The following is a 26,320-nucleotide window of genomic DNA, read 5'->3' as shown; positions in this document are numbered from 1 at the left end:
CACCGGCTTCGGCGGCGGCGGCCAGCAGCCGTTCCACCGGCTCGTCCCACCGGTGCGGCGCCAGCCGGAACGTGCACCAGTGGATCGGCACCAGCGCGCCGCCCTTGACGTCGAGGTGGGCCCGGACGGCCTCCTCGGGGTTCATGTGCACGTCCGGCCAGGCGGTGTTGTAGGCGCCGATCGGCAGCAGGGTCACGTCGAACGGGCCGTGCTCAGCGCCGATCCGGCTGAAGCTGCCGGTGTAGCCGGAGTCGCCGCCGAAATACACCCGGTGGTGAGGTCCGGCGATCACCCACGACGCCCACAGGGTCAGGTTGCGGGTCAGGAACCGGCCGGAGAAGTGCCGGGCCGGGGTGCAGGTCAAGGTCAGTTCGCCGAGCCTGGTGTGCTCGTCCCAGTCGAGTTCGACGACCCGGTCCGAGGGGATGCCCCACGCCCGCAGGTGCGCGCCTACCCCCAGCGGGACGACGAACGGTGCCCGCTGGCTGCGGGCGAGCGCTGTGATGGTGTCGATGTCGAGATGGTCGTAGTGGTCGTGGCTGACCACGATCGCGTCGACCGCCGGCAGTGCCGCCAGCTCGACCGGCGGTGGGTGCAGCCGCCGGGGGCCGACGGCGTCCGACGGCGAGCAGCGGTCGCTCCACACCGGGTCGGTCAAGACCCGGTAGCCGTCGACTTCGACCAGCGCCGTGGCGTGGCCCAGCCAGGTGATCGCCAGCGGTTCGGCGGCGCCGGTGAAATCGGGGACCGCCAGTGGCACCGGGGCCGCGGGCCGGGCCGCGCCGCGATCGGCGAACAACTCCCGCAGCATCAGGCGCTGTTGTTCGCGATCCATGTTGACGACCGCGACCGGTTCGATGTTGTGGAAGACCCCGTCGCGGTAGTGCGGCGAGCGGGCGGCCACCGCCTCAATGACGTGCGGCGCGGCACCGAGTGCCCCGGAGGTGCCGCGCAGCGCGCGAAGCGTCCAGCCGCCGACGGCCAGGGAGGCCGTGCCCGCCACCAGCCGAAGTGCTCCGCGCAACATCACCGCGCCTCCCGCTAGGCGCCCTGGAACTTCGGCGGCCGCTTCTCGATGCGCGCCATCTGGGCTTCGATGACGTCCTGGCTGGCCCAGGCCCGGTCGAACAGTTCTTTGTGGATCGGTTCCTGCTCCTGCAGGGCACCGTCGTCGTTGAGCACCCGTTTGGCGTGCTGCAGCGCCAGCGGCGCCAGCCCGGCGATCTCGTGCGCCCAGGCCTGCGCGTCGGCCACGGTGCCGATCCGGTTGACCATGCCGGTCAGCAGCGCCGTCTCGGCGGTCAGCTTCTCGGCGGTCAGCAGCATGGCGCGGGCCCGTCCGTAGCCGGCCAGCGTCGAGAGCCGGCGGATGCTCCAGTTGTCCAGCGCCAGGCCGTACTTGGCGACCGGGAACTGGAAGTACGCCTCGTTTGTGGCGACCCGCAGATCGCAGACCATCGCCAGCTGCAGGCCGGCCCCGATCGCGGCGCCGTTGATCGCGCCGATCACCGGCACCGGCACGTCGCCGATGCTCTGGTGCAGCGCGCGCAGCTTGTCGGGGTAGTCGGCGGCGAACGCGTCGCCGGACAGGTCGGCGCCGGCGCAGAACACGGTGCCCTGCCCGGTCAGCACGATCGCCCGGACGTCGTGGTCGGCGGCGTCCACGATCGCCTCGCGCAGTTCGGTGACGAGCTGGGAGTTCAGTGCGTTGCGCCGCTCGGGGCGCTGCAACTCGATGGTGGTGACGGCTTCGTCGCGGGTAACACCGATCATGAGGTCCAAGCCTATTAGCCTGCTGTTGTGAGCCGGACCGGGGCCGACGAACTGCGCGAGGCGGTATTGGATCACGGCTCGTTCCTCAGCTGGGATGCCGCGCCGCTGCCGCTGCCGGTCAGCGACGATTTCGCCGCCGAGCTGGCCGCCGCCCGGGCCGCCACCGGCCGCGACGAGGCCGTCATCACCGGCGAGGGCCGGATCCACGGGCGGCGGGTCGCGGTGATCGCCAGCGACTTCGACTTCCTGGCCGGTTCGATCGGGGTGGCGGCCGCCGAGCGGATCACCTCGGCGATCCAGCGGGCCACCGCCGAGGGGTTGCCGCTGCTGGCATCCCCGAGTTCGGGTGGCACCCGGATGCAGGAGGGCACCGTCGCGTTCCTGCAGATGGTGAAGATCGCCGCCGCCGTCGAACTGCACAAGCGGGCCCACCTGCCCTATCTGGTGTACCTGCGCCACCCCACTACCGGCGGGGTGTTCGCTTCCTGGGGCTCACTCGGGCACATCACGCTGGCCGAGCCCGGGGCGCTGGTGGGTTTCTTGGGGCCGCGGGTCTACGAGCAGCTCTACGGCGCGCCGTTCCCGCCGGGCATCCAGACCGCGGAGAACCTGCAAGCGCACGGCGTGATCGATGGCGTGATCCCGGTGAAGTGGCTGCGGCGCACCTGCGCGCGGGCGCTCAAGGTGATCCTCGACGCCCCCGGCGGCGCACCTACACCACCGGCCCCCGAGCCGATTCCCGACGTGCCGGCGTGGAACTCGGTGTGCGCGTCGCGGCGCCCGGACCGGCCCGGCGTGGGATTCCTGCTGCGGCACGGCGCCACCGAGCGGGTCTTCCTGTCCGGCACCGGCAGCGCCGAACGCGGGGCCACCATGCTGCTGGCGCTGGCCCGCTTCGGTGGCCAGCCCGCGGTGGTGCTGGGCCAGCTGCGCGGCCCCGACCGCCTGACCGATCCGGTGGCGCTGCGCGACGCCCGCCGCGGCATGGCGTTGGCCGCGGGCCTTCGGCTGCCGCTGGTGCTGGCCATCGACACCCCGGGCCCCGCGCTGTCGGTGGAGGCCGAACAGGGCGGGCTGGCCGGGCAGATCGCGGCCTGCCTGGCGGAGCTGGTCACCCTCGAGGTGCCGACGGTGTCGGTGCTGCTGGGCCAGGGCAGCGGCGGGCCCGCATTGGCGATGGTGCCCGCGGACCGGGTGCTGGCGGCGTTGCACGGCTGGCTGGCGCCGCTGCCCCCCGAGGGCGCCAGCGCCATCGTGTTCCGCGACACCGCGCACGCCCCGGAGCTCTCAGACGCCCAGGGCATCCGATCGGCGGATCTGCAGGCGCACGGGATCGTCGACGTGATCGTGGCCGAGCACCCGGATGCCGCCGCGGAGCCGATCGACTTCGCCAAGCGGATGTCGGCGGCCATCGCCGCCGAGTTGCACGCGCTGCGCGGGGTGCCTGACGAGGCGCGGCTGGCCGCCCGGCTGGAGCGCTACCGGCGGATCGGGCTGCCGGGTTAAGCCAGCGACCGCTGCCAGGCCTCGTGCAGGGCGGCGTAATGCCCCTCGGCGCGGATCAGCTCGGCCGGCGGTCCGTCCTCGACGACGGCGCCGCCCTCGATCACCAGCACCCGGTCGGCGATCTCGACCGTGGAGAGCCGGTGAGCGATCACCAAAGCGGTGCGGTCGGCCAGCACGCTGCGCAGCGCCTGCTGCACCATCCGCTCACCGGGGATGTCCAGCGCCGAGGTGGCCTCGTCGAGGATCAGCACCGCCGGGTCGGCCAGGAACGCGCGGGCGAAGGCGACCAGCTGCCGTTGGCCCGCCGAGAGCCGGCCGCCGCGCTTGGCCACGTCGGTGTCATAGCCGTCGGGCAGCTCCGCGATGAACGCCTCGGCGCCCACCCGCGCCGCGGCCGCAGCCACCTCGGCGTCGGTCGCCCCGGGACGGCCGAAGCGGATGTTGTCGGCCAGCGTCCCGGAGAACAGGAAGTTCTCCTGGGTGACCATCACCACGTGCCGGCGCAGCTCGGCCTGGGTGAGGTGGCGCAGGTCGACCCCGTCGAGCGTCACCGAACCCGAGGTCGGGTCATAGAACCGGGCGATCAGCTTGGCGATGGTCGTCTTGCCGGCGCCGGTGCTGCCGACCAGCGCCACGGTCTGGCCGGCCGGGATCTGAAGCGACAAACCCGCCAGCACCGGCGCATCGGCGGAGTAGCTGAAACCCACCTGGCGCAAGGCGATCTCGCCGCGCACCTGGCCGAGGGCGGCCGGGGTGTGCGGGTCGGCCACCGCGGGCGTTTCGGCGAGGACCCCGGCCAGTTTCTGCAGCGCCGAGGTCGCCGAGGAGAAGGTGTTGAGGAATTGGGTGATCTCCTGCATCGGTTCGAAGAACATCCGCAGGTAGAGCAGGAACGCGGTGAACGTGCCGATCGTCATGTGCCCGTGCAGGACTCGCCAGCCGCCGTAGAGCAGCACCACCCCGGTGGTGAGGTTGCCGACCAGCTTGACGCCGGGGCTGAAGACGGCGACCAGTTTGAACGCCTTCTCGTTGACGGCACGGTAACGGTCGGCGACGGCTGCGAAGATCTGCTGGTTGCGGGCTTCGCGGCGGTAGGCCTGCACCGCTTTGATCCCGGTCATGGTCTCGACGAACTGCACGATCACCCGCGCGGCGTGTTCCCGGACCGCGGTATAGGTCTTCGACGACTCAGCCCGGAACCAGCGCAGCAGCGCGACCAGTGCCGGGAATGCACCCAGACACATCAGGCCCAGTCGCCAGTCCAGCACGACCAGCAGCACCGCGGTACCGGCCAGCGTGAGCGCGGCGCTGATCAGGCTGTCGAAGCCGCTCGTCAGCATCTCCTGGATCGCGTCGATGTCGTTAGTCAGCCGGCTGACCACCCGGCCCGGGGTATAGCGCTCGTGAAAGCCGATGTCGAGGCGCTGGAAATGGCGAAACACCCGCCGCCGCAACTCCAGCAGCACCCGCTGGCCGATCCGCCCCGACCATTGCAGAAACACCAGCCGGCTACTGGCCTGGGTGAGCACGACGGCCCCCAACGCGACCAGGATCACCGTCAGCATCCGGCTCGATCCGTCGCTGAGCGGCGGGATCCCGCGGTCGATCCCACGCTGAGTCAGCACCGGAACCGCAAGGCGGGCAGCGTTTTCCACCACGACGATCAACGCCAGCGCCACGACCGCGACGCGGTAGGGGCGCAGCAGTGACCACAGCAGGGCACGGGCGGCGGCGCGGCCCGGGTCGGCCGTCACCGCCGCGCCCAGTCGACGAGGTGTTCGGCGCCGTCGTCGAGTTCGTCGTCAGCGGCCAGCAGGTAGCGATACCGCGGCACGCTCGCCAACAGTTCGGCGTGGGTGCCGATCGCGCTGATGGCCCCGTCGGCAAGCAACGCCACCCGGTCGGCCAGCGCCACCGTGGAGGCCCGGTTGGCCACCACGATCCCGGTGATCGCCCCGTCCCGCAGCACCCGGCGCAGCGCCTCGGTCACGGCGGCTTCGGTGTGCACGTCCAGCGCTGAGAGGGTGTCGTCGAGCACCAGGATCGTCGGCGCCGCCACCAGCGCGCGGGCCAGCGACAACCGCTGCCGCTGCCCACCGGAGAGGCTCATCCCCTGCTCACCGATGCGGGTGTCGAGCCCGGCCGGCAGGTCATAGACGAAATCTGCCGACGCCACCTCGAGGGCGTGCGCCAACTCCGCGTCGCTGGCATCCGGCCGGCCGAGCCGCAGATTCTCGGCCACCGACATCGAGAACAGCGTCGGGTCGTCGAACGCGGTGATCACCGCCGAACGCAGCGCCGTCAGCGTCAGCGAACGGATATCCCGCCCACCGATGAGGATCTGCCCCTCGCACGCGTCGTAGAGCCGTGACAGCAGCATCGCCAGCACCGATTTACCCGATCCGGTGGCGCCCACCAGCGCGACGGTCTCGCCGGGCTCGACGGAGAGATTGACGCCGCGCAGCACCCAGCGGCCGTTGAAGCGGAACCCGACGTCGCGCAGCTCCAGGCGCCCGGACGGCGGCGCCGGATCGTCCCCGTCGGTGATCTCGACGGGCGCATCGAAGATCTCGGTGATCCGATCGGCGGCGGTCATCGCCTCCTGGGTGGCCGACAGCAGAAAGCCCAGCGACGACACCGGCCAGACCAGCGACAGCATCAAGGTGATGAACGCGACCAGGGTGCCCATCGTGACCAGGTGGTGCCCGGCCGCGAACGCACCGATCGCCAGCACCACGATCAGTGTCAGGTTGGGGATGACCTCCAGCAGCGTCCAGAACCTCGACGACACCACCACCTTGTCGATACCGAGGTCGCGCAGGGTCTTGGCTTGGGCGTCGAAGTGGGCGAACACGTGGTCCTCCCGGCCGAACGCCTTGATGGTGCGCAGCCCCAGCGCGGACTCCTCGACCACGGTCGCCACCTGGCCGGCCTGGTCTTGGGCGCGGCGCGACAGCCGGGTGTACTGGCGTCGGAAGTGCTGCACCGCCAGCGTCACCGGCACCATCGACACCGCGGCCACCACGCCCAGTGGCCAGTACAGCAGCAACAGAATGGTCGTCACCGCCACGATCTGCAGCGTGTTGAGCAGCAGGAACACCACCACGAACGACAGGAACCGGCGGATGGTGGCCAGGTCGTTCATGATCCGCGACAGCAGCTGCCCGGACTGCCAGCGGCCGTGAAACGTCATCGGCAGCACCTGCAGCCGGGCGTAGAGATCCTTGCGGAGGTCGGCTTCGACGCCCATGGTGGCGTGCGCGACCAGCCAGCGCCGCACCAGCCACAGCAGCGCCTCGCCGACCCCGAGCGCGGCGGCCGCCGTCCCCAGCAGCCACAGCCCGGGCTGGTCACGGTGGGCCACCGGCCCGTCGATGACGGCCTTGGTCATCAGCGGGATCGCCACGGTGGCGCCCAGGCTGACGACGGCCACCGTGATCATGGTGATCCACCGCGCCCGGTAGGGCCGCAGGTATGGCAGCAGGCTGCGCAGTGCGGAGGCCGGATTCACGCAATCGACCCTAGATCGGCGACGACGTGCGGCGCCCGACTTCGTCGCGCTTGCGATCGCCGCAAGAACCGCGCGGCGCCATCCCGCGCTTGGCGGCGACATTCAGGCAAAATGGCGACCATGAGCAACCCCGCCAACGCCGCTGCCTCCCCTCGAGTACTGGTCGTCGACGACGACTCCGATGTGCTCGCCTCGCTGGAACGCGGACTGCGGCTGTCCGGTTTCGAGGTGGCCACGGCGGCCGACGGCGCCGAAGCGCTGCGCAGCGCCAAGGAGGCCCGCCCGGACGCGATCGTGCTCGACATCAACATGCCGGTGCTCGACGGCGTGAGCGTGGTGACCGCACTGCGCGCGATGGGCGACGACGTGCCGGTCTGCGTATTGAGCGCCCGCAGTTCGGTCGACGACCGGGTCGCCGGTCTAGAAGCCGGCGCCGACGATTACCTGGTCAAGCCGTTCGTGCTCGCCGAGCTGGTGGCCCGGGTGCGGGCGATGCTGCGGCGGCGGGGGTCGTCGGCCAGCTCGTCGTCGGAGACCATCACCGTCGGCCCGCTGGAGGTCGACATCCCCGGCCGGCGCGCCCGGGTCAAGGGCGTCGACGTCGATCTGACCAAGCGGGAGTTCGACCTGTTGGCGGTGCTCGCCGAGCACAAGACCGCGGTGTTGTCGCGCGCCCAGCTCCTCGAGCTGGTCTGGGGTTATGACTTCGCCGCCGACACCAACGTCGTCGACGTGTTCATCGGCTACCTGCGGCGCAAGCTGGAAGCCGGCGGCGCGCCCCGGCTGCTGCACACCGTGCGCGGAGTCGGCTTCGTTCTGCGCACGCAGTGAGGACCACCATGAACGTCATGAACGCGCTGCGGCGCATCTTTGCCCGCACGCCCTCGCTGCGGACCCGGGTGGTGCTGGCGACCGCGATCGGCACCGCGATCGTGACGGTCATCATCGGCGCCATCGTGTGGGTCGGGATCACCAACGACCGCAAGTACTGGCTGGACCGCCGGCTCGACGAGGCGGCCGGTCTGACCGTCCCGCTGATCGGCCTGGGTGAGCTGCCCCGATCGGCCGGTGCCACCGATGCCGTGATCACCCTGCGCCGACCCACCGAGGTGACGTCGAACTCCGCGGTGGTGCTGCCGGAACTGGAGCCCGGCTACGCCGACACCGAGATCGACGGGGTGCGCTACCGGGTGCGGACGGTCGAGATTCCCGGGCCCGGCCCGCGGACACTGGCGGTCGGCGCCACCTACGACGCCACCGTCGCCGATACCAATAACCTGCACCGCCGGGTGTTGCTGCTGTGCACGTTCGCGATCGGCGCCGCCGCGGTGCTGGGCTGGCTGCTGGCCGCGTTCGCGGTGCGGCCACTGCGGCGGCTGGCCCAGCAGGCCCGGTCGATCGACGCCGGCGACGAGCGACCCGAGATCGAGGTGCGCGGCGCCACCGAGGCCGTGGAGATCGCCGAGGCGATGCGCGGCATGCTGCAGCGGATCTGGACCGAGCAGGACCGCACCAAAGAAGCGTTGGCCTCAGCGCGGGATTTCGCCGCGGTGTCCTCGCACGAGCTGCGCACCCCCCTGACCGCGATGCGCACCAATCTCGAGGTGCTGACCACCCTCGATCTGCCTGACGATCAGCGCAAGGAAGTTCTCAACGATGTCGTGCGCACCCAGACGCGGATCGAGGCCACCCTGTCGGCGCTGGAGCGGCTGGCCCAGGGGGAACTGTCCACGGCCGACGACCAGGTTCCGGTGGACATCACCGAGCTGCTCGACCGGGCGGCGCACGACGCGATGCGGGTCTTCCCCGACCTGAACGTCTCGCTGGTGCCATCGCCGACCTGCATCATCGTCGGGCTGCCGGCCGGCCTGCGGCTGGCGGTGGACAACGCGATCGCCAACGCGGTCAAGCACGGTGGCGCGACCCAGGTGCAGTTGTCGGCGGTCACCTCCCGCGCGGGCGTCGAGATCGCCATCGACGACAACGGCACCGGGGTTCCCGAGGAGGAACGCCAGGTGGTGTTCGAGCGGTTCTCCCGCGGGTCGACGGCCTCGCATTCGGGCTCCGGTCTCGGGCTGGCCCTGGTGGCACAGCAGGCCGGGCTGCACGGCGGCACCGCGTCGCTGGAAGACAGCCCGATGGGCGGGGTGCGGCTGATGCTGCGGCTGCCGCCGCCGCGCTGACTCAGCCGTCCCGGCGCGTCGAGTCCGGCTGCGCCGGCACCGTGACCCGCCGGATGCTGAAGGCGAAGGTCAGCAGCAGCCCGAGCGCAAAAGACAAGCCCATCAACCCGTAATGGACCCCGTGCATCAGCGGGTCCCAAGCTCAGCTGCGCCGGGTAGGTCCGCAATGGCATCCTCCCGGTTGGTGCGGCGAATCGACACAACGGTGAGTAGCCAGGCGATAGCCGAGCCCGCGACGAAGGCCAGCAGATACCACAGCCAGTGAATGACGAAATCCATTGAGAGTGCTCCTTAGCGGCCGTCGGGTGTGCTCATCGGGGCGGTGATGCCGGGGCCGGCACCGCATCAGGCAGCACCAGAATGTTGTTGGACAGCTCCAGGTTTGGCCACGCCGCCTTCGCGGCCGCCTCGACGGCGGATTTGACCGCGCCGGAGGCGGCGGTACCGATCAGCGTCACGGTGTCACCGTTGATTTTGAATCTGAAGTCCGGCATGGTCGACGCGGCCGTGAACACCGATGTCAGCGCGGCGATGTCGGGCACCTGGGCGCCAGGTTTGATGGTGAGGTTGTCGACCAGTTGGATCCGCTCGCCGTATGCCGCCTTGAGCATGTCGAACAGCCATGTCCGCGTAGCGATGTCGGACAACTCGCCGTTGACGGTGATGACATTGCCGTTGCGCAGAATCGACAATGGGGCGAACGATAGTCCCGACGGATCCACGGTGGGCACCGGTGGGGCGGCGACGCTGGATTCGGTGCTGTCGAGTTTCGAGCGATCCGCCATCCCGAGGCCGATCATCGCTAGTAGCAAGGGGATTACCGCCAGTGCCACGAGCCAGCCGGCGCCGGGAGGTCGCCGGTAAAAGCGCGATACCGAGCCTGGCATGGATCCTCCTTGAAGAGCGATAGGCACCTCGGTGTCCAAGTCACCGCGATCCTATGGGCTTCCGATTCGTCAGTGGAGGTCTTCAGCCGATCTTCGTGCTCTTATCGCGTCGCCGGCGAGCTGACCACGAGTTCGTTGAGGATCTCGGCCCGCGGCCAGGCGTCCTCGGCCGCGTCCGCCACGGCAGCCGCCTCTGGCGCCTTCGCCGCGGTGCCGGCCAGCGTCACGGTGTCACCGGTCATGCGGACGGTGAAATCGCCGATCACCGCAGCCGCTTCGAACACCGGAGCCGACACGGAGAAATCCGGTGCGGTGGCGCCCGGCGCCACGCGGAGCCGATCGATGACGGTGAGGTCCTCGGTCGAGGTGATCACCGCGTCCAACAGCGCCCGTTTGGCCGCCGGATCGGGCACGTCCCCGCTCAGCGTGATCTCGTTGCCGCGGCGGATGATCGACACCGGCGCCGCAGTGCCGGGATCAGTGCGGTCCGGTGAACCTTGTTGCGGCCCACAGCTGATCGCGCCGAACAGCACCGCAGCCAGCGCCGCCGTGACCCACCAGGCGCGCACTCAGCGGGTGCCGAGCAGATCGATCACGAAGACCAGGGTCTTGCCGGCCAGTTGATGTCCGGTGCCGGCCGGGCCGTAGGCCAGCTCAGGCGGGATCACCAATTGGCGCCGGCCACCGACCTTCATCCCCGGGATGCCGTCCTGCCACCCGGCGATCAGGCCGTCGAGCGGAAACTCCAAGGACTCACCGCGGTTCCACGAGCTGTCGAACTCTGCACCGGTGTCGTAGTCGACGCCCAGGTAGTGCACGTTGACCAGCGCCCCGGGCGCGGCCTCGGGTCCGTCTCCGACCACGATGTCGGAGATGACCAGTTCGGTCGGGGGCGGGCCGCTCGGAACGGTGATCTGGGGCTTGGCCGGGTTCGTCACGGCGGTTACCGCCCGCCGATGGTGACGTAGTCGCGTTCGGTGTAGCCGGTGTAGAGCTGACGCGGGCGGCCGATCTTGGAGTCGCCCTCGTCGTGCATCTCGCGCCAGTGGGCGATCCAGCCGGGCAGGCGGCCCAGCGCGAACAACACGGTGAACATCCGGGCCGGGAAACCGATCGCCCGATAGATCAGGCCGGTGTAGAAGTCGACGTTGGGGTAGAGCTTGCGCTCGATGAAGTAGTCGTCGGTCAGCGCCGCCTCTTCGAGGTCCTTGGCGATGTTGAGCAGTTCGTCGTCGCCGCCGAGCTTGCCGAGGATCTTGTCGGCCTGCTCCTTGACGATGCGCGCCCGCGGGTCGTAGTTCTTGTAGACCCGGTGACCGAAGCCCATCAGCTTGACGCCGTCTTCGCGGTCCTTGACCTTGCGGACGAAGTCGCCGACGTTGCCGTGCTCGTCGCGGATCTTCTCCAGCATCTCCAGCACCGCCTGGTTGGCACCGCCGTGCAGCGGGCCCCACAGCGCGTTGATGCCCCCGGAGATCGAGGTGAACAGGTTGGCCCGCGAGGAACCGACCAGCCGCACCGTCGACGTCGAGCAGTTCTGCTCGTGGTCGGCGTGCAGGATGAACAGCATGTCGAGGGCCCGGACCACCTCGGGGTCGACCTCGTAGGGCTCGGCCGGCAGGCCGAAGGTCATCCGCAGGAAGTTCTCCACCAAGGTCAGCGAGTTGTCCGGGTACAGGAACGGCTGCCCCTCGGACTTCTTGTAGGCGTAGGCGGCGATGGTGGGCAGTTTGCCCAGCAGCCGGATGGTCGACACCTCGACCTGCTCGTTGTCGGACGGGTCCAGCGAGTCCTGGTAGTAGGCCGACAGGGCGTTGACCACGCTGGACAGCACCGGCATGGGATGCGCGTTGCGCGGGAAGCCGTCGAAGAACCGCTTCAGATCCTCGTGCAGCATGGTGTGCCGCTGGATCTTGCCGGTGAAGGTCGCCAGCTGCTCGGCGGTCGGCAGTTCGCCGTAGATCAACAGGTAGCTGACCTCGATGAAGGTGGACTTCTCGGCGAGCTGCTCGATCGGGTAGCCGCGGTAGCGCAGGATGCCGGCGTCGCCGTCGATGTAGGTGATGGCGCTCTTGACCGGCGAGGTGTTGGCATAGCCGTTGTCGAACGTGGTGTATCCGGTCTTGGCGAGCAGCGAACCGATGGCCAGGCTGTCGGAGCCCTCGGTGGCGTGGACGATCGGCAGCTCCAGCTCGCCTCCCGGGTACTTCAGGGTGGCGGTTTCGTCGGTTGCGGCCACAGGAACCCCTTTGCGCTATTCGGCTAACCAGTCGATTGGGTGTGTATAGGAAAAGGTAGTCGGTTCGGGGCTGGCGCGCCCGCCCGGGGCCGGGTATCGCGGCCCGGTCATGACGCCGCCGCCGGTCCCGGCCGGCGGTAGCCGACGAAAGCCGGCGCCACGAGCGCGGCGAGCAGCACTCCGACGATCACCAGCGCGCCGCCGCCGGCCGCCGCGGCGGCGGTGCCCACCACGGCGCCGGCCGCCCCGTGCACGGCGTCGGCGAGCCGGGGACCACCGGCGACGATCACCGTGAACACCCCTTGCAGCCGGCCCCGGATCTCATCGGAGGCGACCTGCTGCAACATCGTCGAACGGAACGCCGCCGACACCATGTCCGCGGCGCCGCCGACCGCCAGGAACGCCAGCGCCACCCACAGCACTCGGCCGGTATGGCCGTCGGCGCGGGCGACCGCCAGCCCGAAACCGGCCATCGCCGCGCCCCAGACCACGATCGCGACGACGATCGCCAGGCCGTGGCGGGTGATCCGCGGCAACCAACCGGAAAACACCCCGCCGGCCACCGCCCCGACCGCCATCGCCGCGGCCAGCAGCGCCATCGTGGTGCCGCCCTCGACCGGTCCGCCGAAGTCCGCGGCGGCGATCTGCGGGAACAGCGCCCGCGGCATGCCCAGCACCATCGCGATCAGGTCCACCACGAACGACATCAGCACCACGGTGTTGCCGGCCAGGTAGCGAAACCCGTCCAGCACCGCCACCAGGCCGAACCGGGAAGCCTCGGGGGTGCCGGTGGGCGGCATCGGTGCCAGCCGGAATGTCGCCCAGATCGGAAAAATGCAGGTCAGCGCGTCGATCAGGTACAGCGTGGACAGGTCGACCCAGCCGAGCAGCAGGCCGGCCAGCAGCGGCCCCACGATCGCCCCGAACTGCATCACGGTCATGTTCAGCGAGTTGGCAGCGGGCAGGTCACCGCCGGCGACCATGCGCGGGATCGCCGCGGCGCGGGTGGGCGAGTTGATCGCGTAGAAGGCCTGCTGCACGGCCAGCAGACCCAGCACCAGCCAGACCCCGCCGCCGAGCACGGCCTGCACCCACAGCAGCAGCGAGGCCAGCCCCAGCCCGCAGGAGGCGATGATCAGCAGTTTCCGGCGGTCCATCGCGTCGGCCCAGGCGCCGCCGAGCAGCCCGAAAACCACCAACGGCACCAACGCGAACAGGCCGGCCAGCCCGACATAGGCCGAACTGCCGGTCAGCGCGTAGATCTGCACCGGGACCGCGAAGATGGTCAGGTTCGCGCCGATGACGGTCGGGATCCCGGCCAGCCACAGCCGACGGAAATCGGGGCTGCGCAGCGGGGTGGTGTCGGCGAATACTCTCAGTGAGCTGCCTCGGCTAGGTCCGGCACGGACGGAATTTTAGTCACGCGCCGGTATTTCGCCGGTACCCGCGAATATGCGATCGTCGATAGGTGCCCGTCCGATTCGGCTATCCGGTGGCCGCCGTGCTGCTGTCCGGTGCCGCGGCGCTGCCGGCGATCGGCCCCGCGGCTGCGGCACCGAGTCAGGACGAGCGTTTTCTGTCGTTGCTCGCCCGACAGCAGCCGGTGGCCATGGCGGATGCACCCGAACTCGTCGCCGCGGCGCACCGGGTGTGCGATCTGCTCGACGGCGGTATGTCGTTCAAGGACCTGGTCCACCAGCTGGGGACAACGCCGCCCGACGCCGGGGCCGCAGCGCCGGAGATTCCCACCCGCAGCACCAGCAGCATCGTCAGATTCGTCGCGGCGGCAGCGGCCGTGTACTGTCCGCTCGGTCACGACGGCGGCACTGCCTAGCCCTGACCCCGACCGGACCGCCTCAGGGCTGCAAGCGCTCGATGCGCCCGCCGCTCACCCGAATCCGGTTGTGCAGCCGGCCTTCCCGGCCCTGCCAGAACTCCACCACCTCCGGGGCGATGACGTACCCGGCCCAGGTGGGCGGGACCGGGACCTGTTCGGCGTCGGCGAATCGGGCGGTCACCTCGACGAGCTGTTCGAGCAACGCGGCGCGTGAGGCGATCGGTGTGGACTGCTGCGATGCCCAGAAGCCCAGCTGCGACGCCCGGGGCCGGTGCGCCCAGTACTCGGCGGGGATCGCGGCGTCGGTCTTGGTGACCCGGCCGCGGATGTGCACCTGGCGGCCCAGCTGGTACCACGGAAACGTCGCCGACGCGTAGGGTGTGGCGGCCAGTTGGGCAGCCTTGTCCGAGCCGTCGTCGGTGAAAAAGGTGACGCCGTTCTCGTCGAGGTTCTTGCACAGCACCGAGCGGCTGACCGGTCGGCCGTCTTCGACGGTGGCCAGCACCATGGCGTTGGGCTCGGGGATTCCGGCGCGTTCGGCGTCACCGATCCAGTTGCGCAGCAAAACCTCCCAGCCGTCCTCGAGCCAGTCCACGTCGAGGTCGCCGCTGTTGTCCTTCTCCCGGTATTCCACTCGCATCGCCGCCAGGTGCTCGTTGTCGGGGCCCGTCCTGTGCACCGCATAACGCTACGCCCGGCGCAGCCCGGTCGGTGTTACCGGCCGGTAGCAACCGCCGGGCGCACGGGTGGAAGAATCGGATGCATGACTGCTGCAGTCCCGGAGAACTTCGTCGCAGGCCTCGAGGGCACGGTGGCCTTCACCACCGAGATCGCCGAACCGGACAAGGACGGTGGCGCACTGCGCTACCGCGGCGTCGACATCGAGGACCTGGCCGGGAAGGTCAGCTTCGGCGACGTGTGGGCCCTGCTGGTCGACGGCGACTTCACCCGTCCCCTGGCCCCCGCCGAGCCGCTGGAGCTGTCGGTGCGCACCGGGGACGTGCGGGTCGACGCCCAGGCCGCGGTGGCGATGCTGGCGCCGCAGTGGGGCTTCAAGCCGCTGCTGGACACCGACGACGCCACCGCCCGCGACCAGTTGGCGCGCGCGGCGGTGATGGTGCTGTCCTACGTCGCCCAGTCGGCGCGCGGCACCCAGGCCGCGGTGCCGCAGTCGGCGATCGACGACTGCGCCACCATCACCGAGCGGTTCATGACCCGCTGGCGCGGCGAACCCGACCCGCGCCACGTCGAGGCCATCGACGCCTACTGGGTGTCGGCGGCCGAGCACGGGATGAACGCCTCGACGTTCACCGCGCGGGTGATCGCCTCCACCGGCGCCGATGTCGGTGCGGCGCTGTCCGGCGCGATCGGCGCGATGAGCGGCCCGCTGCACGGTGGCGCCCCGGCCCGGGTGATCCCGATGATCGCCGAGGTCGAGGACTCCGGCGACGCCCGGGCGGTGGTCAAGGGCATCCTGGATCGCGGCGAGAAGCTGATGGGTTTCGGACACCGGGTGTACCGCGCCGAGGACCCGCGCGCCCGGGTGCTGCGCGCCACCGCCAAGCGACTGGCGGCGCCCCGCTTCGAGGTGGCTGCGGCACTCGAGCAGGCGGCGCTGACCGAGCTGCGGGAACGCCGGCCGGACCGGGCCATCGAGACCAACGTCGAGTTCTGGGCGGCGGTGATCCTGGACTTCGCCGAGGTGCCCCCCGCGATGATGCCGGCAATGTTCACCTGCGGACGTACCGCGGGCTGGTGCGCCCACATCATGGAGCAGAAGCGGCTGGGCAAGCTGGTGCGCCCGTCGGCGATCTACGTCGGGCCCGGCCCGCGCAGCGCGGATTCGGTCGCCGGGTGGGAGCAGTTGGCCCGCCCGGTAGCCGGCTAGTCGCGGTCGGTCTCCGACGGCACCCGCTCGGCGGTCAACACCCCCAGCCAGTCATCGGTAGAGCACCACGGCTGCCCGTTCGGGGCGTATCGCTCGGCGAGGTCGGTGGTTCGCGCATGGTCGCGGACGACGAAACCGGCGTCTTCGGCAGCGCACGTGACTTCGGGCAGGGACAAGGCGGTAAGCCAGGGCTCGCCACGACGCCGCACCAGGCGCGCGGTGCGGCGCGCACCGGCGAGACGATGCTTTCCGGTGACCGTCTCCGGGTCACCGAAGTCAGTCACCAAGCGGCTTCCCGGCGCGCAGATCTCGGCCAGATCCGCTAACGTCTGGTCGATCGCCGGCCGGGTGAGGTAAACGGAGACACCGATCCAGACGACGACGCAGGGTCGCGTCGGGTCGAAACCGGCCTGAACGAGTCGCTCGGTCAGCCGGTCATGTTCGAAATCGCATGGAACCCAATGGACCTGCGAGCCGACAGCGCGGTTGGCGCACTCGAGCAGGCGTCGCTTCTCCTGTTGGGTGGTCGGCGCGTCGACCTCGAAAATCACCGGACCGCAAGCCATGGTGGCGGCGCGCAGACTCGTGGTGTCAAACCCGGCTCCCAGCAGGACAACCTGATCGATCCCAGCCGAAATGGCTTGCTGCAGCACATCATCGGTGTAGCGGACCCGAAGGACGATGTAGAGGTGCAGCCCCGGCAGGTAGCTGTCGAGAGCACGCAGCCAGGTCCGTGCGATAACCGGCCTGGCCAACAGCGGCCCGTACCGACCGGCGAACAACGCCGAATCGGGGTCGTCGAGCAACCTGCGATGAGGCGGTTGCAGAGATTCCGCGGCGCGCTCGAGGGCGCATGTCTGCGCAGTCAGACTGGCTTCCCGGTCCAATCGGCGGCGAGGCATCGATCCAACGTATTACAGCCAGCCGAGCCGGACCACCGACCCGCTCAGCGCCGGCGCAGCGCTCCCAGCAGGTTCTGCAGCAGCGGCACGTCGGAGTAGTCCTCCACCTGCTCGAGCATGTCGGGCACGCGGGTGAACTTCACCCGCGGCCGGTCTTGCGCGTCCCCGCGGGCGATCTCGGAGGAGTCGATGGCCTTCCAGCCGGCGGCATCGATCACCTTGGGCTGACGGGCGTGCACCATCCGCGCCACCGAGCGCGGCCCGCCGATGGGTTCGCTCAGCTGGCCGGCGTTGTAGTCGGCGACCAGGGCCTGGATCGTGTTCAGCGAGTCGGACTTGTTGGTGCCGATGAAGCCGTTCGTGCCACGCTTGATCCACCCGGACACGTACGCTCCGGCAACCGGCTGGCCGGTCGCCGGATCGATGACGCGGCCGCCCTCGTTCGGAACGACACCGGCGGCGTCGTCGAACGGCAGATCTGCGATCGGGGTGCCGTGGTAGCCGATCGAGGTCAGCACCAGCCCGGCATCGATCCGGCGCACCTGGTCGGTGCCGGTCACCGTGAATTCCACTGCGGCGGCCCGACCCTCACCGATCACCCGGGCCGGGGTCAGCTGGTAGGCGAAGCGGATGCGCGGCCGGGAAGGTTGCGCCGAGGCGCTATCAACACTGTCCAGCTTGGCCAGGATCTCCAATTTCTGCCGGGTGAAGTCGTCGCGGACGGTGGCGAGATCGTTGCGGACCCGGGCGTGGTCTTCGGCGTCGAGCACCACGTCGGCGGTCTGGGTCAGGCCGACCAGCTCGGGCAGGGTGAAGGCCGAGTCGATCGGTCCACGCCGGGCGGCGATCACCACTTCCTGCACGCGGGAATCGCGCAGCACCGCCAGGGCATGATCGGCGATGTCGGTGTCGGCCAGCTTGTCGGGATCGGAGGTGAGGATGCGGGCCACGTCGAGCGCCACATTGCCGTTGCCGACGATCACCACCCGCTCGTGGCTGAGATCGACTGGCAGATCGACGAAGTCGGGGTGACCGTTGTACCAGCCGACCAGCTCGGTGGCGGTGCCGGTGCCCGGCAGGCCCATGCCGTCGATTTCGAGCCGACGGTCGTGCAGCGCGCCGGAGGCATAGAGCACGGCATGGTGGTAGTCCAGCAGGTCGGCGTGGCTCAGGTGCTTGCCGACCTCGACGTTGAGGAAGAAGTTGAACCCCCGTCGCCGGGAGATCTCGTCGAACAGCCGGGTCACCAGCTTGGTGCGCTGGTGATCCGGGGCGACCCCGGCCCGCACCAGCCCGTAGGGGGTGGGCAGCTTCTCGAACACGTTGACCAGCACGCCGGGCTGGGTCAGCAGTTCGTCGGCGGCGTACATGGCCGCCGGTCCGGAGCCCACGATAGCCACCGTCAGCGGATACCGGCCGCGCTTGTGCACTTCAGCGGCCGGCAGGATCGGCGCCAGCTTGGACGTCGGCGGCAGCTTCACCCCCTCGGGGCGCTTGGGATAGTAGGACTTGTTGATCTCGATGAACGGCAGCTGCTCTTGCGGCAGCGCGGTGTCCGGGTAGATCGCACCGACCGGGCAGGCCCGGACGCAGGCGCCGCAGTCGACGCAGGCGTCCGGATCGATGTAGAGCATCTCCGAGGTGGCGAAGTCCGGTTCGTCCGGGCTGGGGTGAATGCAGTAGACCGGGCAGGCGAAGACGCAGGACGCGTCGTTACAGCATGCCTGGCTGATGACGTGCGGCATGAGACGGCGGGTTTCGCTGACTTATGCGACGCGCGACAGGTGGGCGCGCTGCGGCTGGGCACGGAAGCGCGCCGGCGCCCCGCTGATCCGGCACATCCGCCACACCAGCTTGGCGACCGGGTTCATCAGCCCGGTGTCGTGGCAGAGCATCCGCACGTCGGCGAACATGTCGGACAGCATCCGGCGGGCGTCGGCCGACCCGAAGAACACGTCCTTGCGCACCGAGCGGGGAATGTCGAACTCCACCCAGAATTCCTTCGGCGGAACGACAATCGCCGAGCACAGGATCCGCATGGTGACCGGCACGAACAGCGAGAGCCAGAACCGCTTGCGGCGCGGCAGGTGCGGGATGCGCTTGTTGAGGTACTCGTGCGCGAACGAGATGTGGCGCGCCTCTTCGGCGACGTGGATCGCCATCACCTTCTCCATGATCGGGTGCAGCGTCTTGCCCTCGCGCAGGATGTCCTTCTGAATGTGGTCGATGGGCTCCTCACCGGCGAGGATGCCGAACCAGAACGGGATTGGCAGCGGGCCGGCGACCAGCGGGATGAACGCGGCAAGCCACTTGAGGAACCGCGGCATGCCGGGTACGTCGGCGCCGATGTGGTTCACCATCTCCTGGAACATCAGGGTGTGGTTGCACTCCTCGACCGATTCGTGCAGGCAGTACCGGTATTCCGGTGAGCCGTTGGGCACCCAGAACGCGTAGTTGAGCAGGCCGCGGATCAGGATGGACTCGAAGTGCAGCCCCACCTTGGCCACGTTGGCCTGACGCCACATGCCGATCTTGATCTGGCGGTCCTCAGGCTGGGCCTGGTACCACGCGTGCTTACCGAGCGGGTCGGTGGCCGGCAGGATCCATCGCGGGTCGTTCTCGGTGACCTTGAACTCCGGGCTGTCCCAGTCGATGTCGACGTACGGGTTGAAGTGCCGGCGCACCGAGCCTTCCGACAGGGTGTTGAGCATGTCGACGTACTTGGTGTCGTCGAACACGTCCATGTTGGCCCGCCACCGCCGCACCATCCGGGTTCGGGCCGGCTTGTGAGCCATCTTCTGAGCCATCGGAGACACCCCCACTGACGTTTACATTTGGCCTGTCTATGTACAACGGTACCGCAGGTATCGACTACCCGTCCAGACCTTCCGCCGCCTTGTGGTGGTGACAGGTGTCGAGTGTCTCACGTGATCTACATCACGATAAACCTGCCATGCGGGCGGCCGCCGAGCGCTGTCTACGCTAGAGACCATGGCGCAGCAGCTCACGATCCCGGACAACATCAAGCCCGCCGACGGACGGTTCGGCTGTGGCCCCTCCAAGGTCCGGCCGGAGCAGCTGAACGCGCTGGTCACCACGGCGGCGCCGCTGTTCGGCACCTCGCACCGCCAGGCGCCGGTCAAAGACCTGGTCGGTCGGGTCCGCAGCGGGTTGCGCGAGCTGTTCTCGGTGCCCGACGGCTACGAGGTGGTGCTGGGCAACGGCGGCTCCACCGCGTTCTGGGACGCAGCGGCGTTCGGCCTGATCGACCAACGCTCCCTGCACCTGACCTACGGCGAGTTCAGCGCGAAGTTCGCCTCGGCGGTGGCCAAGAACCCCTTCGTCGGGGACCCGATCATCGTCACGGCCGACCCGGGCAGCGCGCCCGAGCCGACCTCCGACCCGTCGGTCGACGTCATCGCCTGGGCCCACAACGAGACCTCGACCGGGGTGGCGGTGCCGGTGCACCGGCCCAGCGGGTCCGACGGGGCGCTGGTCGTGATCGACGCGACGTCGGGTGCCGGCGGTCTGCCGGTCGACATCACCGAAACCGACGCCTACTACTTCGCGCCGCAGAAGAACTTCGCCTCCGACGGCGGTCTGTGGCTGGCGATCATGAGCCCGGCCGCGCTGGCCCGCATCGAGGCGATCGCCGCTTCGGGTCGCTGGGTGCCGGAGTTCCTGTCGCTGCCGATCGCGGTGGACAACAGCTCCAAGAACCAGACGTACAACACCCCGGCGATCGCGACCCTGGCGCTGATGGCCGAGCAGCTGGACTGGCTACTGGGCAACGGCGGGCTGGACTGGGCGGTCAAGCGCACCGCGGACTCGTCGCAACGGCTGTACTCCTGGGCCGAGTCGCGGCCGTTCACCACGCCGTTCGTCGCCGACCCCGCGCTGCGGTCGCAGGTGGTGGGCACCATCGACTTCGTCGACGGCGTGGATGCCGCCGCGGTGGCCAAGGTGCTGCGGGCCAACGGCATCGTCGACACCGAGCCCTACCGCAAACTGGGCCGCAACCAGCTGCGGATCGCCATGTTCCCGGCGGTGGATCCCGACGACGTCAGCGCCCTGACGCAGTGTGTGGACTGGGTCGTCGAACGGCTGTAGCGCGCGACTCACTCGGCGTTGCCGGGCGCCCATCGCCGGTGCGCGCCGTGAGTGGAAATCTGACGACGCGAGACGGGCGTGTCGCGTCGTCAAATTCTCCCTCGGCACCCGTAATCAACTCGTTATAACCCCAGCGTGTCACCGCGGCCGCGATCGGTTGCTGCACTAAAGTTCGCAGCTAACGGGCCTTCGCGAGGAGAAGTCATGAGGGAACTGACGGTCGTAGGTCTCGACGTCGACGGCAAACACATCATCTGCGAGAGCGTCTGCGGGGACGACGAACGCGCCGACATGTACCGGCTGCGCATCGACGACCGGCTGCGTTCGACAGTGCGCGGCGAGGGCAATCGGGTCGGGCAGACCCAGATCGATCTGGGCAGCACCATGTTGCGCCCGAAGGACATCCAGGCTCGCATCCGCGCCGGGGCGTCTGTCGAGCAGGTCGCCGCGGCGGCCGGCGTGGACGTCTCGCGGGTGGAGCGCTTCGCGCACCCGGTGCTGCTCGAGCGGTCCCGCGCCGCGGAACTGGCGGCCGCGGCCCACCCGGTGCTGGCCGACGGGCCGGCCGTGGCCACCTTGCTGGAGGTCGTCACCAGCGCACTGATGAGCCGCGGTCTGAACCCGGACCAGAACAGCTGGGACGCGTGGCGCAACGAGGACGGACGCTGGACGGTGCAGCTGGCGTGGAAGGCGGGCCGCTCGGACAACGTCGCCCACTTCCGATTCACCCCGGGCGCACACGGCGGCACGGTAACCGCCGTCGACGACGCGGCGATGGAGTTGATCGACCCGGGCTTCGACCGTCCGCTGCGGCCGGTTGCCACGGTCGCCGAACTCGACTTCGAAGAGCCCGCGGTCGCGCCGGTGGTCGAAGAGGAGCCGGTCCGCCAGCGCTCGGCGTCCCGGTCGCGCCGCAGCAAGCCGTCGGTTCCGGGTTGGGAGGACGTCCTGCTCGGGGTGCGCTCCACCGGTTCCGCCGGTCAGGGCTGAACCGGCCCGCTATCCCAGGTCGATCAGGTAGGCGAATCCTGCCGCCAACATCTCCGATGCGGTCTGGTTGAACGCTGACAACTCAGCCCATGCAGAGGCGAAATCGTTCGCGTCCAGCGTGTAGCTGCCGGCGTGCAGGAGCGCGACCCCCAGGTCGTCGCGGGCGTTCAGGAAGCCGGCGCCGATGCTGGTCGCCGGGTCGTTGAAGATCAGGTCGAGCACCGTTTGCAGAGCCGAGAACCGGTCGGCGAGCACCTCGCCCAGGTGACCGGTCGAGATGCCGTTGCTGAGCTCCTGGACGGTTTGACCGACGAACATGTCCATCCGCAACACCGCCAGAATCATGGGCAAGCTGATGTCCTTGACGGCCAGCGGCAGGTTGTTGATCAACGCCGACGCCGCGCCGGCCGGATCGGCCAGGGCGGACGAGAAGACCGACATGGTGTCAGGGCCCAACGCCGGTGTCATCAGCCGTTCCAGCACCGACGGCACATCCTGTTGAGCACCGAACAACGCATCGAACTGCTCGGGTCCCACTGCCGCCTTGAGCTGGTCGTACTCCAGGTTGGCGGTGATCCAGCCGCTGTCGTGGTCTTGGTGCTGGACGTAGAAGTATTCGAGCATGCGCTCCTGCAGATCGGCTGCCCGTTCCGCGGGGGTGACCAGGGGCATGTCGGCGGGCAGGTGCTCGCGGACATCAGCGATGTCAACGACCTGGGCGGTCGGCGCCACAGTCGGGACGGTGCCCGTCACGCCCTGCCAGCGCAGCACGGCCAATCCGTCACGCAGATCGCCGCTATCGAGCCAGTTGGCGACGCCCGGGTCCTTGCTGCTCACGACGTAGTAGACGAAGCCGTCGGAGCCATGGAACGCCTGGGTGTTGTTGAGACTCGACTGCGCCAGCGCCGCCGGAGCGCCCGTGGTCCAGGCGTCGTCGATCGAGATGCCCGAGTAGGAGGCGTCCAGAACAGGCACCTTGAGGATCAGCGCCTGATCGGGCTGAAGTTCGAAGTGCACCCCACTGCCGAACTGACCGGGGAGCAACGGCCCGCCGGGGGTGGCTTCGGTGGTACCCAATATCGGAGTGATGTAGTTCGGGGGCAGCGAATTCGTGGCTTGCTGAACCCCGAACAACAGGCTGCTGGCATTCGCCCCCGGCAGATCCGTCGCGATATTGGACAGCATCGACGAGATCTGCTCGTCCGACAGCACCGGAAGTGTGAACCCCGGCTGATTCTCCAATTCGAATTTCAATGTAGCGTGCGGCATTCCCCAGTCGCCGATGGAGTTGCGGATCGCCAGGGTTTCCGCGCCGGCCGAATTGACCCAGTTTCCGGCATGCTCGGTTGGGCTCACGTAGATCGTGTAGGTGCCATCGGCATTGGGAGTGAATTGCGACAGGTCGTAGGCGTGTAGCGAGGTGAAGCCGGTCGGCGTTCCGGTACCCGACATCGTCGTGAAACTCAGGTCCTCGGTTCCCGAGTTGGGCCTGATGGTGATCACCTGCGTTTCGTCACCGAGCGAGTTGAAATAGTACTGGGTGTCCGGATTCGGGTCGTTCAAGAAGTTCAGCGGCTCAGCCGCCGGAGCATTCCACAGGTACACGAATTTGTCCGCCGCCTGATCGAACCCGTTGGCGTGATTCAATTGCCCGAGATTGAAGTAGAGCTGCATCAGGGCGGAGCCCTGTACGTAGCCGGGCAACAATGTCTTGTCGAAGTCGGTGGCAAAGGGATATGCGCTGTTGGTTTCGATGATCTGCTGCTGGGCAGCGATGATCTGGTCGATCACCGATTGGTAGTGGCTGGCTGCTCCCGAGGCCGTCAGCGCCCAGGCCGGGACGGCGGCCTTCGCGGCGGCCGGCGCCTGCGGGACGACCGCAGGCGAAGCCATCAGCACCATTGCCGATGCACCCACTGCGAGTGCTGGCACCGCACCGGATCGCACCCCGCAGCGCCGGCTGCTGAGCTCGACGGCCGGAAGTCCTGCTGGCTGTGGATATGACATGTGATGCTCCTGTGCGTAACCAATGAATCTGCTTTGCGCTCCGCCAATTGTCGGCAGGCGGGCCGACCGCAGACAAGGACATCTCGCACCGATCACACGGTGCACATTGCACTGCGGTGGATACGCTGGGCCGGTGATCTGGGAGCCGCCGTCCGAGCGAGTGCGCGAGCTGATGCGGCAAGGCGCGGCGGAGATCGTCAACGGTTCTCAGCGGTGGCTCGACGAGTTGAACGAGGCCTCACTCGGGTCGCGGTATATGCGGACGTTGGTCGACGACCCGGTGCTTGCCGAAGCCATCCGCCGAGGCAATCGCTCGCACCTGTTGCACTGGGCAGTCGCCAACCTCGATCGTCCCGGCGAGCCGGTGCAGGCCAACAAGGGAGCCGAGCCGCTGGACCTCATCCGCCGCGCGATCCGTCGCGGCATGGACGAACGCGCGATCGTGGAGGCGTCCCGGATCGGCCAGGCCGTGACGTGGCGAACCTGGATGCGCACGGCGCTGGGGTTGACGACTGACCCTGATGAATTGCGCGAGCTTCTCGATGTCTCAGCACGCTCGATCACGTCGTTCACCGACGTGACTGTGGCCGAGACCTGCCGCCAGGTCCAGATCGAGCAGAACGCCGCCGCGCGCGGTAGACAGGCCGAACGCCGCGAGATCGTCACCGAGATCCTCGACGAGGCGCCGCTCGATGTGCAGCAGGCCGAGGCCAGGCTCGGCTACCGACTTGAGCAAAGCCACACCGCGGCCGTGATCTGGACCGACGAATCGACGGTCGACCCGGCAGGTTTCGGCCGCGCCACCGAAGCTGTGCTGCACGCCCTGGCGCGGCACCGGTCCCTGTCGGTGCCGGCCGACGACACCGCTCGGTGGGTGTGGTTTGCCGGCGCAGCCGGTCCGGACCTGGCCGCTATCGCCACCGCCATCGCTCCACTCGCCCCGGTGCAAGTCGCGATAGGGCCGACGGCGGCGGGGATCGACGGCTTCCGGCGCAGCCATCACGACGCCGTCAGAACCCAGCAGATGATGACCCAGTTCGGCTCCGCGCGACGGGTCGCCTCTTTCGCCGACGTCGAGCTGATCGCGCTGATCACCTCAGATGCCGAGCGGGCCGATCGCTTCATCGACCACACGCTCGGGGAATTCAAGTCCGCCGACGCCGAACTGCAGCGGACCGTCCTGACATTCATCCACGAACAGTGCAACGCCTCGCGGACCGCCACCCGGCTGTTCACCCATCGAAACACCCTGTCGCGCAGACTTGCCCGGGCAAATGAACTGCTACCGCAACCACTCGAGGTCTCTAGCGTCCGGGTGGCCGTAGCGTTGGAAGCGCTGCGCTGGCGAACCGAAGCGCCTTAACCGCTGACCGTCAGCACCACAAGCACCAGCCACGCCCCCGCCACGCCGAGTCCGGCGCCCAGCGCCAACCATCGCAGCACCGGGGTGCGCCGCCAGCCCCACACCGTGGGCGCCAGCCCGCCCACCGCGATCAGGTTGAGAACGACCGCCACCGCGGGGTGCACCCGGATCAATCCCAGGCTCAGCACCGCGATCGCGGTCCCGGACACCGCCGCGACGAACGCCGCCACAGTCAAACCCGTTGCCCACGGCGTGGTTTGGGTCGGACTCATTCCGGCAGCCTAGTGCGCTCGTAGAAGGCCAGCGCGGCCGCCGTCGCGACGTTGAGCGAGTCGGTGCCCCGCGACATCGGGATGCGCACCCGCATGTCACTGGCACGCATGGCCTTCTCCGACAGGCCCGGCCCCTCCGCTCCGACCAGCACGGCCACCGGCTCACCGCGCACCTTCGCCATGGCCGTGGACAGCGCGTCGGCCCGCGGGTCCGGAGTCATGGCGAGCAGCCGAAACCCGCGCTCGCGCAGCATCGCCAGATCCTTCGGCCAGTCCGCCGAACGGGCGAACGGCACCAGCAGGGCGTGCCCCATCGACACGCGCACCGCGCGGCGGTAGAGCGGGTCAGCGCAGCCGGGGCCGAACACCACCGCATCGACGCCCAGACCGGCGCCATTGCGGAAGATCGATCCCAGGTTCTCGTGATCGTTGACACCCTCGAGCACCGCGATGGTGCGGGCACCGGTGACCAGGTCGGCCACCGTGGGCTCGGACACCCGCGACGCGGCGGCCAGCACGCCGCGGTTGAGATGAAAGCCGACCACCTCGGCCATCACCTCGGCCGACACCCGGAAGTAGGGAGCATCGCATCCGGTCAGATCGTCGCCCAGCTCGGTGAGGCGGCGGTCGGTGCCCAGCAACGCGCGGGGCGTGAAGCGCGAGGCGAGCATCCGTTGCACCACCAGCACCCCTTCGGCGATCACCAGCCCCTTGCCGGTGGGCAGGTCCGGGCGGCGATCGATGCTGTTCAGATCGCGGAAATCGTCCAGCCGGGAATCGGCGGGGTCGGTGATGTCGACGACGTCGATGACCCTGGCCACTGCCGCGACATTACCGGCGAGGCGCTAACGT

The 26,320-nt window shown here is 69.1% G+C and carries 26 protein-coding genes; 8 read left to right on the top strand and 18 right to left on the bottom strand.

Features of this window, described 5'->3' with window-relative positions; genetic code table 11:
* Positions 1-1,027, bottom strand: a 1,027-nt coding sequence (locus tag A5694_RS07260; protein ID WP_082952556.1) for an MBL fold metallo-hydrolase, incomplete at its 3' end; no start/stop codon positions are given.
* 14 nt (positions 1,028-1,041) lie between these two features.
* Complete coding sequence (locus A5694_RS07255) at positions 1,042-1,773, bottom strand: enoyl-CoA hydratase (RefSeq protein ID WP_064921159.1); 732 nt, start codon at positions 1,771-1,773, stop codon at positions 1,042-1,044.
* A 27-nt stretch (positions 1,774-1,800) separates the two neighbouring features.
* On the opposite strand from A5694_RS07255, the gene A5694_RS07250 reads away from it, so the two are divergent.
* Entirely contained in the window at positions 1,801-3,279 is a 1,479-nt protein-coding gene (locus A5694_RS07250; RefSeq protein WP_064921158.1) for an acetyl-coenzyme A carboxylase carboxyl transferase subunits beta/alpha, read from the top strand.
* Here the strand turns inward: A5694_RS07250 and A5694_RS07245 are convergent.
* Complete coding sequence (locus tag A5694_RS07245; RefSeq protein WP_234786409.1) at positions 3,276-5,033, bottom strand: ABC transporter ATP-binding protein; 1,758 nt, start codon at positions 5,031-5,033, stop codon at positions 3,276-3,278. The genes A5694_RS07250 and A5694_RS07245 overlap by 4 nt on opposite strands.
* Positions 5,030-6,721: an ABC transporter ATP-binding protein gene (locus A5694_RS07240; protein ID WP_234786414.1), complete on the bottom strand. Its 1,692-nt coding sequence runs from the start codon at positions 6,719-6,721 to the stop codon at positions 5,030-5,032. The genes A5694_RS07245 and A5694_RS07240 overlap by 4 nt, the downstream gene beginning before the upstream one ends.
* A gap of 189 nt (positions 6,722-6,910) precedes the next feature.
* Between A5694_RS07240 and prrA the strand changes: the two genes are divergently transcribed.
* Positions 6,911-7,621, top strand: coding sequence for a two-component system response regulator PrrA (gene prrA, locus A5694_RS07235; protein ID WP_064921165.1), 711 nt, complete (start codon positions 6,911-6,913; stop codon positions 7,619-7,621).
* 17 nt (positions 7,622-7,638) lie between these two features.
* A complete protein-coding gene (locus A5694_RS07230) occupies positions 7,639-8,973 on the top strand; it encodes a sensor histidine kinase (protein ID WP_064921166.1) in 1,335 nt (444 codons plus the stop codon).
* Between the two features lies 1 nt (position 8,974).
* Here A5694_RS07230 and A5694_RS24930 read toward each other — a convergent pair whose 3' ends face one another.
* The 7 genes from A5694_RS24930 to A5694_RS07205 form a co-directional block, all read right to left on the bottom strand.
* A complete protein-coding gene (locus A5694_RS24930) occupies positions 8,975-9,100 on the bottom strand; it encodes a hypothetical protein (RefSeq protein ID WP_267887744.1) in 126 nt (41 codons plus the stop codon).
* Positions 9,100-9,252 carry a hypothetical protein gene (locus A5694_RS23995; RefSeq protein ID WP_165604316.1) on the bottom strand — a complete coding sequence of 51 codons (153 nt, stop codon included), beginning with the start codon at positions 9,250-9,252 and terminating at the stop codon, positions 9,100-9,102. The genes A5694_RS24930 and A5694_RS23995 overlap by 1 nt, the downstream gene beginning before the upstream one ends.
* A 32-nt stretch (positions 9,253-9,284) precedes the next feature.
* Entirely contained in the window at positions 9,285-9,899 is a 615-nt protein-coding gene (locus A5694_RS07225) for a hypothetical protein (protein ID WP_207515941.1), read from the bottom strand.
* 62 nt (positions 9,900-9,961) lie between these two features.
* Positions 9,962-10,429 carry a BON domain-containing protein gene (locus tag A5694_RS07220; protein WP_064921155.1) on the bottom strand — a complete coding sequence of 156 codons (468 nt, stop codon included), beginning with the start codon at positions 10,427-10,429 and terminating at the stop codon, positions 9,962-9,964.
* Positions 10,430-10,798: an FKBP-type peptidyl-prolyl cis-trans isomerase gene (locus tag A5694_RS07215; RefSeq protein ID WP_064921154.1), complete on the bottom strand. Its 369-nt coding sequence runs from the start codon at positions 10,796-10,798 to the stop codon at positions 10,430-10,432.
* Positions 10,799-10,803: 5 nt separating this feature from the next.
* Positions 10,804-12,099 carry a citrate synthase gene (locus tag A5694_RS07210; protein WP_064921153.1) on the bottom strand — a complete coding sequence of 432 codons (1,296 nt, stop codon included), beginning with the start codon at positions 12,097-12,099 and terminating at the stop codon, positions 10,804-10,806.
* Between the two features lie 107 nt (positions 12,100-12,206).
* Positions 12,207-13,478: an MFS transporter gene (locus A5694_RS07205; RefSeq protein WP_064921152.1), complete on the bottom strand. Its 1,272-nt coding sequence runs from the start codon at positions 13,476-13,478 to the stop codon at positions 12,207-12,209.
* 89 nt (positions 13,479-13,567) lie between these two features.
* Between A5694_RS07205 and A5694_RS07200 the strand changes: the two genes are divergently transcribed.
* Positions 13,568-13,933: a DUF732 domain-containing protein gene (locus A5694_RS07200; protein ID WP_064921151.1), complete on the top strand. Its 366-nt coding sequence runs from the start codon at positions 13,568-13,570 to the stop codon at positions 13,931-13,933.
* A 22-nt stretch (positions 13,934-13,955) separates the two neighbouring features.
* Here the strand turns inward: A5694_RS07200 and pdxH are convergent, their stop codons facing one another.
* Positions 13,956-14,615 carry a pyridoxamine 5'-phosphate oxidase gene (gene pdxH, locus A5694_RS07195; RefSeq protein ID WP_267887743.1) on the bottom strand — a complete coding sequence of 220 codons (660 nt, stop codon included), beginning with the start codon at positions 14,613-14,615 and terminating at the stop codon, positions 13,956-13,958.
* A gap of 84 nt (positions 14,616-14,699) precedes the next feature.
* Between pdxH and A5694_RS07190 the strand changes: the two genes are divergently transcribed.
* Complete coding sequence (locus A5694_RS07190; protein WP_064921150.1) at positions 14,700-15,824, top strand: citrate synthase 2; 1,125 nt, start codon at positions 14,700-14,702, stop codon at positions 15,822-15,824.
* On the opposite strand, the gene A5694_RS07185 is transcribed toward A5694_RS07190, so the two are convergent.
* The 3 genes from A5694_RS07185 to A5694_RS07175 are packed head-to-tail and all read right to left on the bottom strand — an operon-like array spanning position 15,821 to position 19,521.
* Complete coding sequence (locus A5694_RS07185) at positions 15,821-16,726, bottom strand: class I SAM-dependent methyltransferase (protein ID WP_064921149.1); 906 nt, start codon at positions 16,724-16,726, stop codon at positions 15,821-15,823. The genes A5694_RS07190 and A5694_RS07185 overlap by 4 nt on opposite strands.
* Positions 16,727-16,770: 44 nt before the next feature.
* Positions 16,771-18,471, bottom strand: coding sequence for an FAD-dependent oxidoreductase (locus A5694_RS07180; RefSeq protein ID WP_064921148.1), 1,701 nt, complete (start codon positions 18,469-18,471; stop codon positions 16,771-16,773).
* Positions 18,472-18,492: 21 nt separating this feature from the next.
* A complete protein-coding gene (locus A5694_RS07175; RefSeq protein WP_064921163.1) occupies positions 18,493-19,521 on the bottom strand; it encodes an AurF N-oxygenase family protein in 1,029 nt (342 codons plus the stop codon).
* Positions 19,522-19,717: 196 nt separating this feature from the next.
* Between A5694_RS07175 and serC the strand changes: the two genes are divergently transcribed.
* Together serC and sepH are read left to right on the top strand one after the other, a co-directional pair.
* Entirely contained in the window at positions 19,718-20,836 is a 1,119-nt protein-coding gene (gene serC, locus A5694_RS07170; protein WP_064921147.1) for a phosphoserine transaminase, read from the top strand.
* Positions 20,837-21,040: 204 nt separating this feature from the next.
* On the top strand, positions 21,041-21,826 hold the full coding sequence (sepH, locus tag A5694_RS07165) for a septation protein SepH (protein ID WP_064921146.1): 786 nt from the start codon (positions 21,041-21,043) through the stop codon (positions 21,824-21,826).
* A 9-nt stretch (positions 21,827-21,835) separates the two neighbouring features.
* Here the strand turns inward: sepH and A5694_RS07160 are convergent, their stop codons facing one another.
* Positions 21,836-24,034: a hypothetical protein gene (locus tag A5694_RS07160; RefSeq protein ID WP_131809537.1), complete on the bottom strand. Its 2,199-nt coding sequence runs from the start codon at positions 24,032-24,034 to the stop codon at positions 21,836-21,838.
* Between A5694_RS07160 and A5694_RS07155 the strand changes: the two genes are divergently transcribed.
* Positions 23,967-25,196 (top strand): PucR family transcriptional regulator, encoded by a 1,230-nt coding sequence (locus tag A5694_RS07155; RefSeq protein ID WP_082952555.1) that lies wholly within the window; start codon positions 23,967-23,969, stop codon positions 25,194-25,196. The two genes, A5694_RS07160 and A5694_RS07155, sit on opposite strands and share 68 nt — an antisense overlap.
* Here the strand turns inward: A5694_RS07155 and A5694_RS07150 are convergent.
* Positions 25,193-25,468, bottom strand: a complete 276-nt coding sequence (locus tag A5694_RS07150; protein ID WP_064921144.1) for a DUF2537 domain-containing protein — start codon at positions 25,466-25,468, stop codon at positions 25,193-25,195. The two genes, A5694_RS07155 and A5694_RS07150, sit on opposite strands and share 4 nt — an antisense overlap.
* Positions 25,465-26,289, bottom strand: a complete 825-nt coding sequence (locus tag A5694_RS07145) for a TrmH family RNA methyltransferase (protein WP_064921143.1) — start codon at positions 26,287-26,289, stop codon at positions 25,465-25,467. Before A5694_RS07145 ends, A5694_RS07150 begins: the two co-directional genes overlap by 4 nt.
* Positions 26,290-26,320: the final 31 nt, after the last annotated feature.

The sequence above is a fragment of the Mycolicibacter sinensis genome, assembly GCF_001667945.1.
Taxonomy (GTDB): Bacteria; Actinomycetota; Actinomycetes; order Mycobacteriales; family Mycobacteriaceae; genus Mycobacterium; species Mycobacterium sinense_B.
This window is presented reverse-complemented; position numbering and strand designations above follow the sequence as displayed.

Coding starts and splice junctions, on each gene's coding strand:
- A5694_RS07230 (WP_064921166.1), top strand. CDS start 7,639: ATGAACGCGCTGCGGCGCATCTTTGCCCGCACGCCCTCGCTGCGGACC.
- A5694_RS07185 (WP_064921149.1), bottom strand. CDS start 16,726: ATGCCTCGCCGCCGATTGGACCGGGAAGCCAGTCTGACTGCGCAGACA.
- serC (WP_064921147.1), top strand. CDS start 19,718: ATGGCGCAGCAGCTCACGATCCCGGACAACATCAAGCCCGCCGACGGA.
- A5694_RS07150 (WP_064921144.1), bottom strand. CDS start 25,468: ATGAGTCCGACCCAAACCACGCCGTGGGCAACGGGTTTGACTGTGGCG.
- A5694_RS07240 (WP_234786414.1), bottom strand. CDS start 6,721: ATGATCACGGTGGCCGTCGTCAGCCTGGGCGCCACCGTGGCGATCCCG.
- A5694_RS07180 (WP_064921148.1), bottom strand. CDS start 18,471: ATGCCGCACGTCATCAGCCAGGCATGCTGTAACGACGCGTCCTGCGTC.
- prrA (WP_064921165.1), top strand. CDS start 6,911: ATGAGCAACCCCGCCAACGCCGCTGCCTCCCCTCGAGTACTGGTCGTC.
- A5694_RS23995 (WP_165604316.1), bottom strand. CDS start 9,252: ATGGATTTCGTCATTCACTGGCTGTGGTATCTGCTGGCCTTCGTCGCG.
- A5694_RS07175 (WP_064921163.1), bottom strand. CDS start 19,521: ATGGCTCACAAGCCGGCCCGAACCCGGATGGTGCGGCGGTGGCGGGCC.
- A5694_RS24930 (WP_267887744.1), bottom strand. CDS start 9,100: ATGCACGGGGTCCATTACGGGTTGATGGGCTTGTCTTTTGCGCTCGGG.
- sepH (WP_064921146.1), top strand. CDS start 21,041: ATGAGGGAACTGACGGTCGTAGGTCTCGACGTCGACGGCAAACACATC.
- A5694_RS07190 (WP_064921150.1), top strand. CDS start 14,700: ATGACTGCTGCAGTCCCGGAGAACTTCGTCGCAGGCCTCGAGGGCACG.
- A5694_RS07255 (WP_064921159.1), bottom strand. CDS start 1,773: ATGATCGGTGTTACCCGCGACGAAGCCGTCACCACCATCGAGTTGCAG.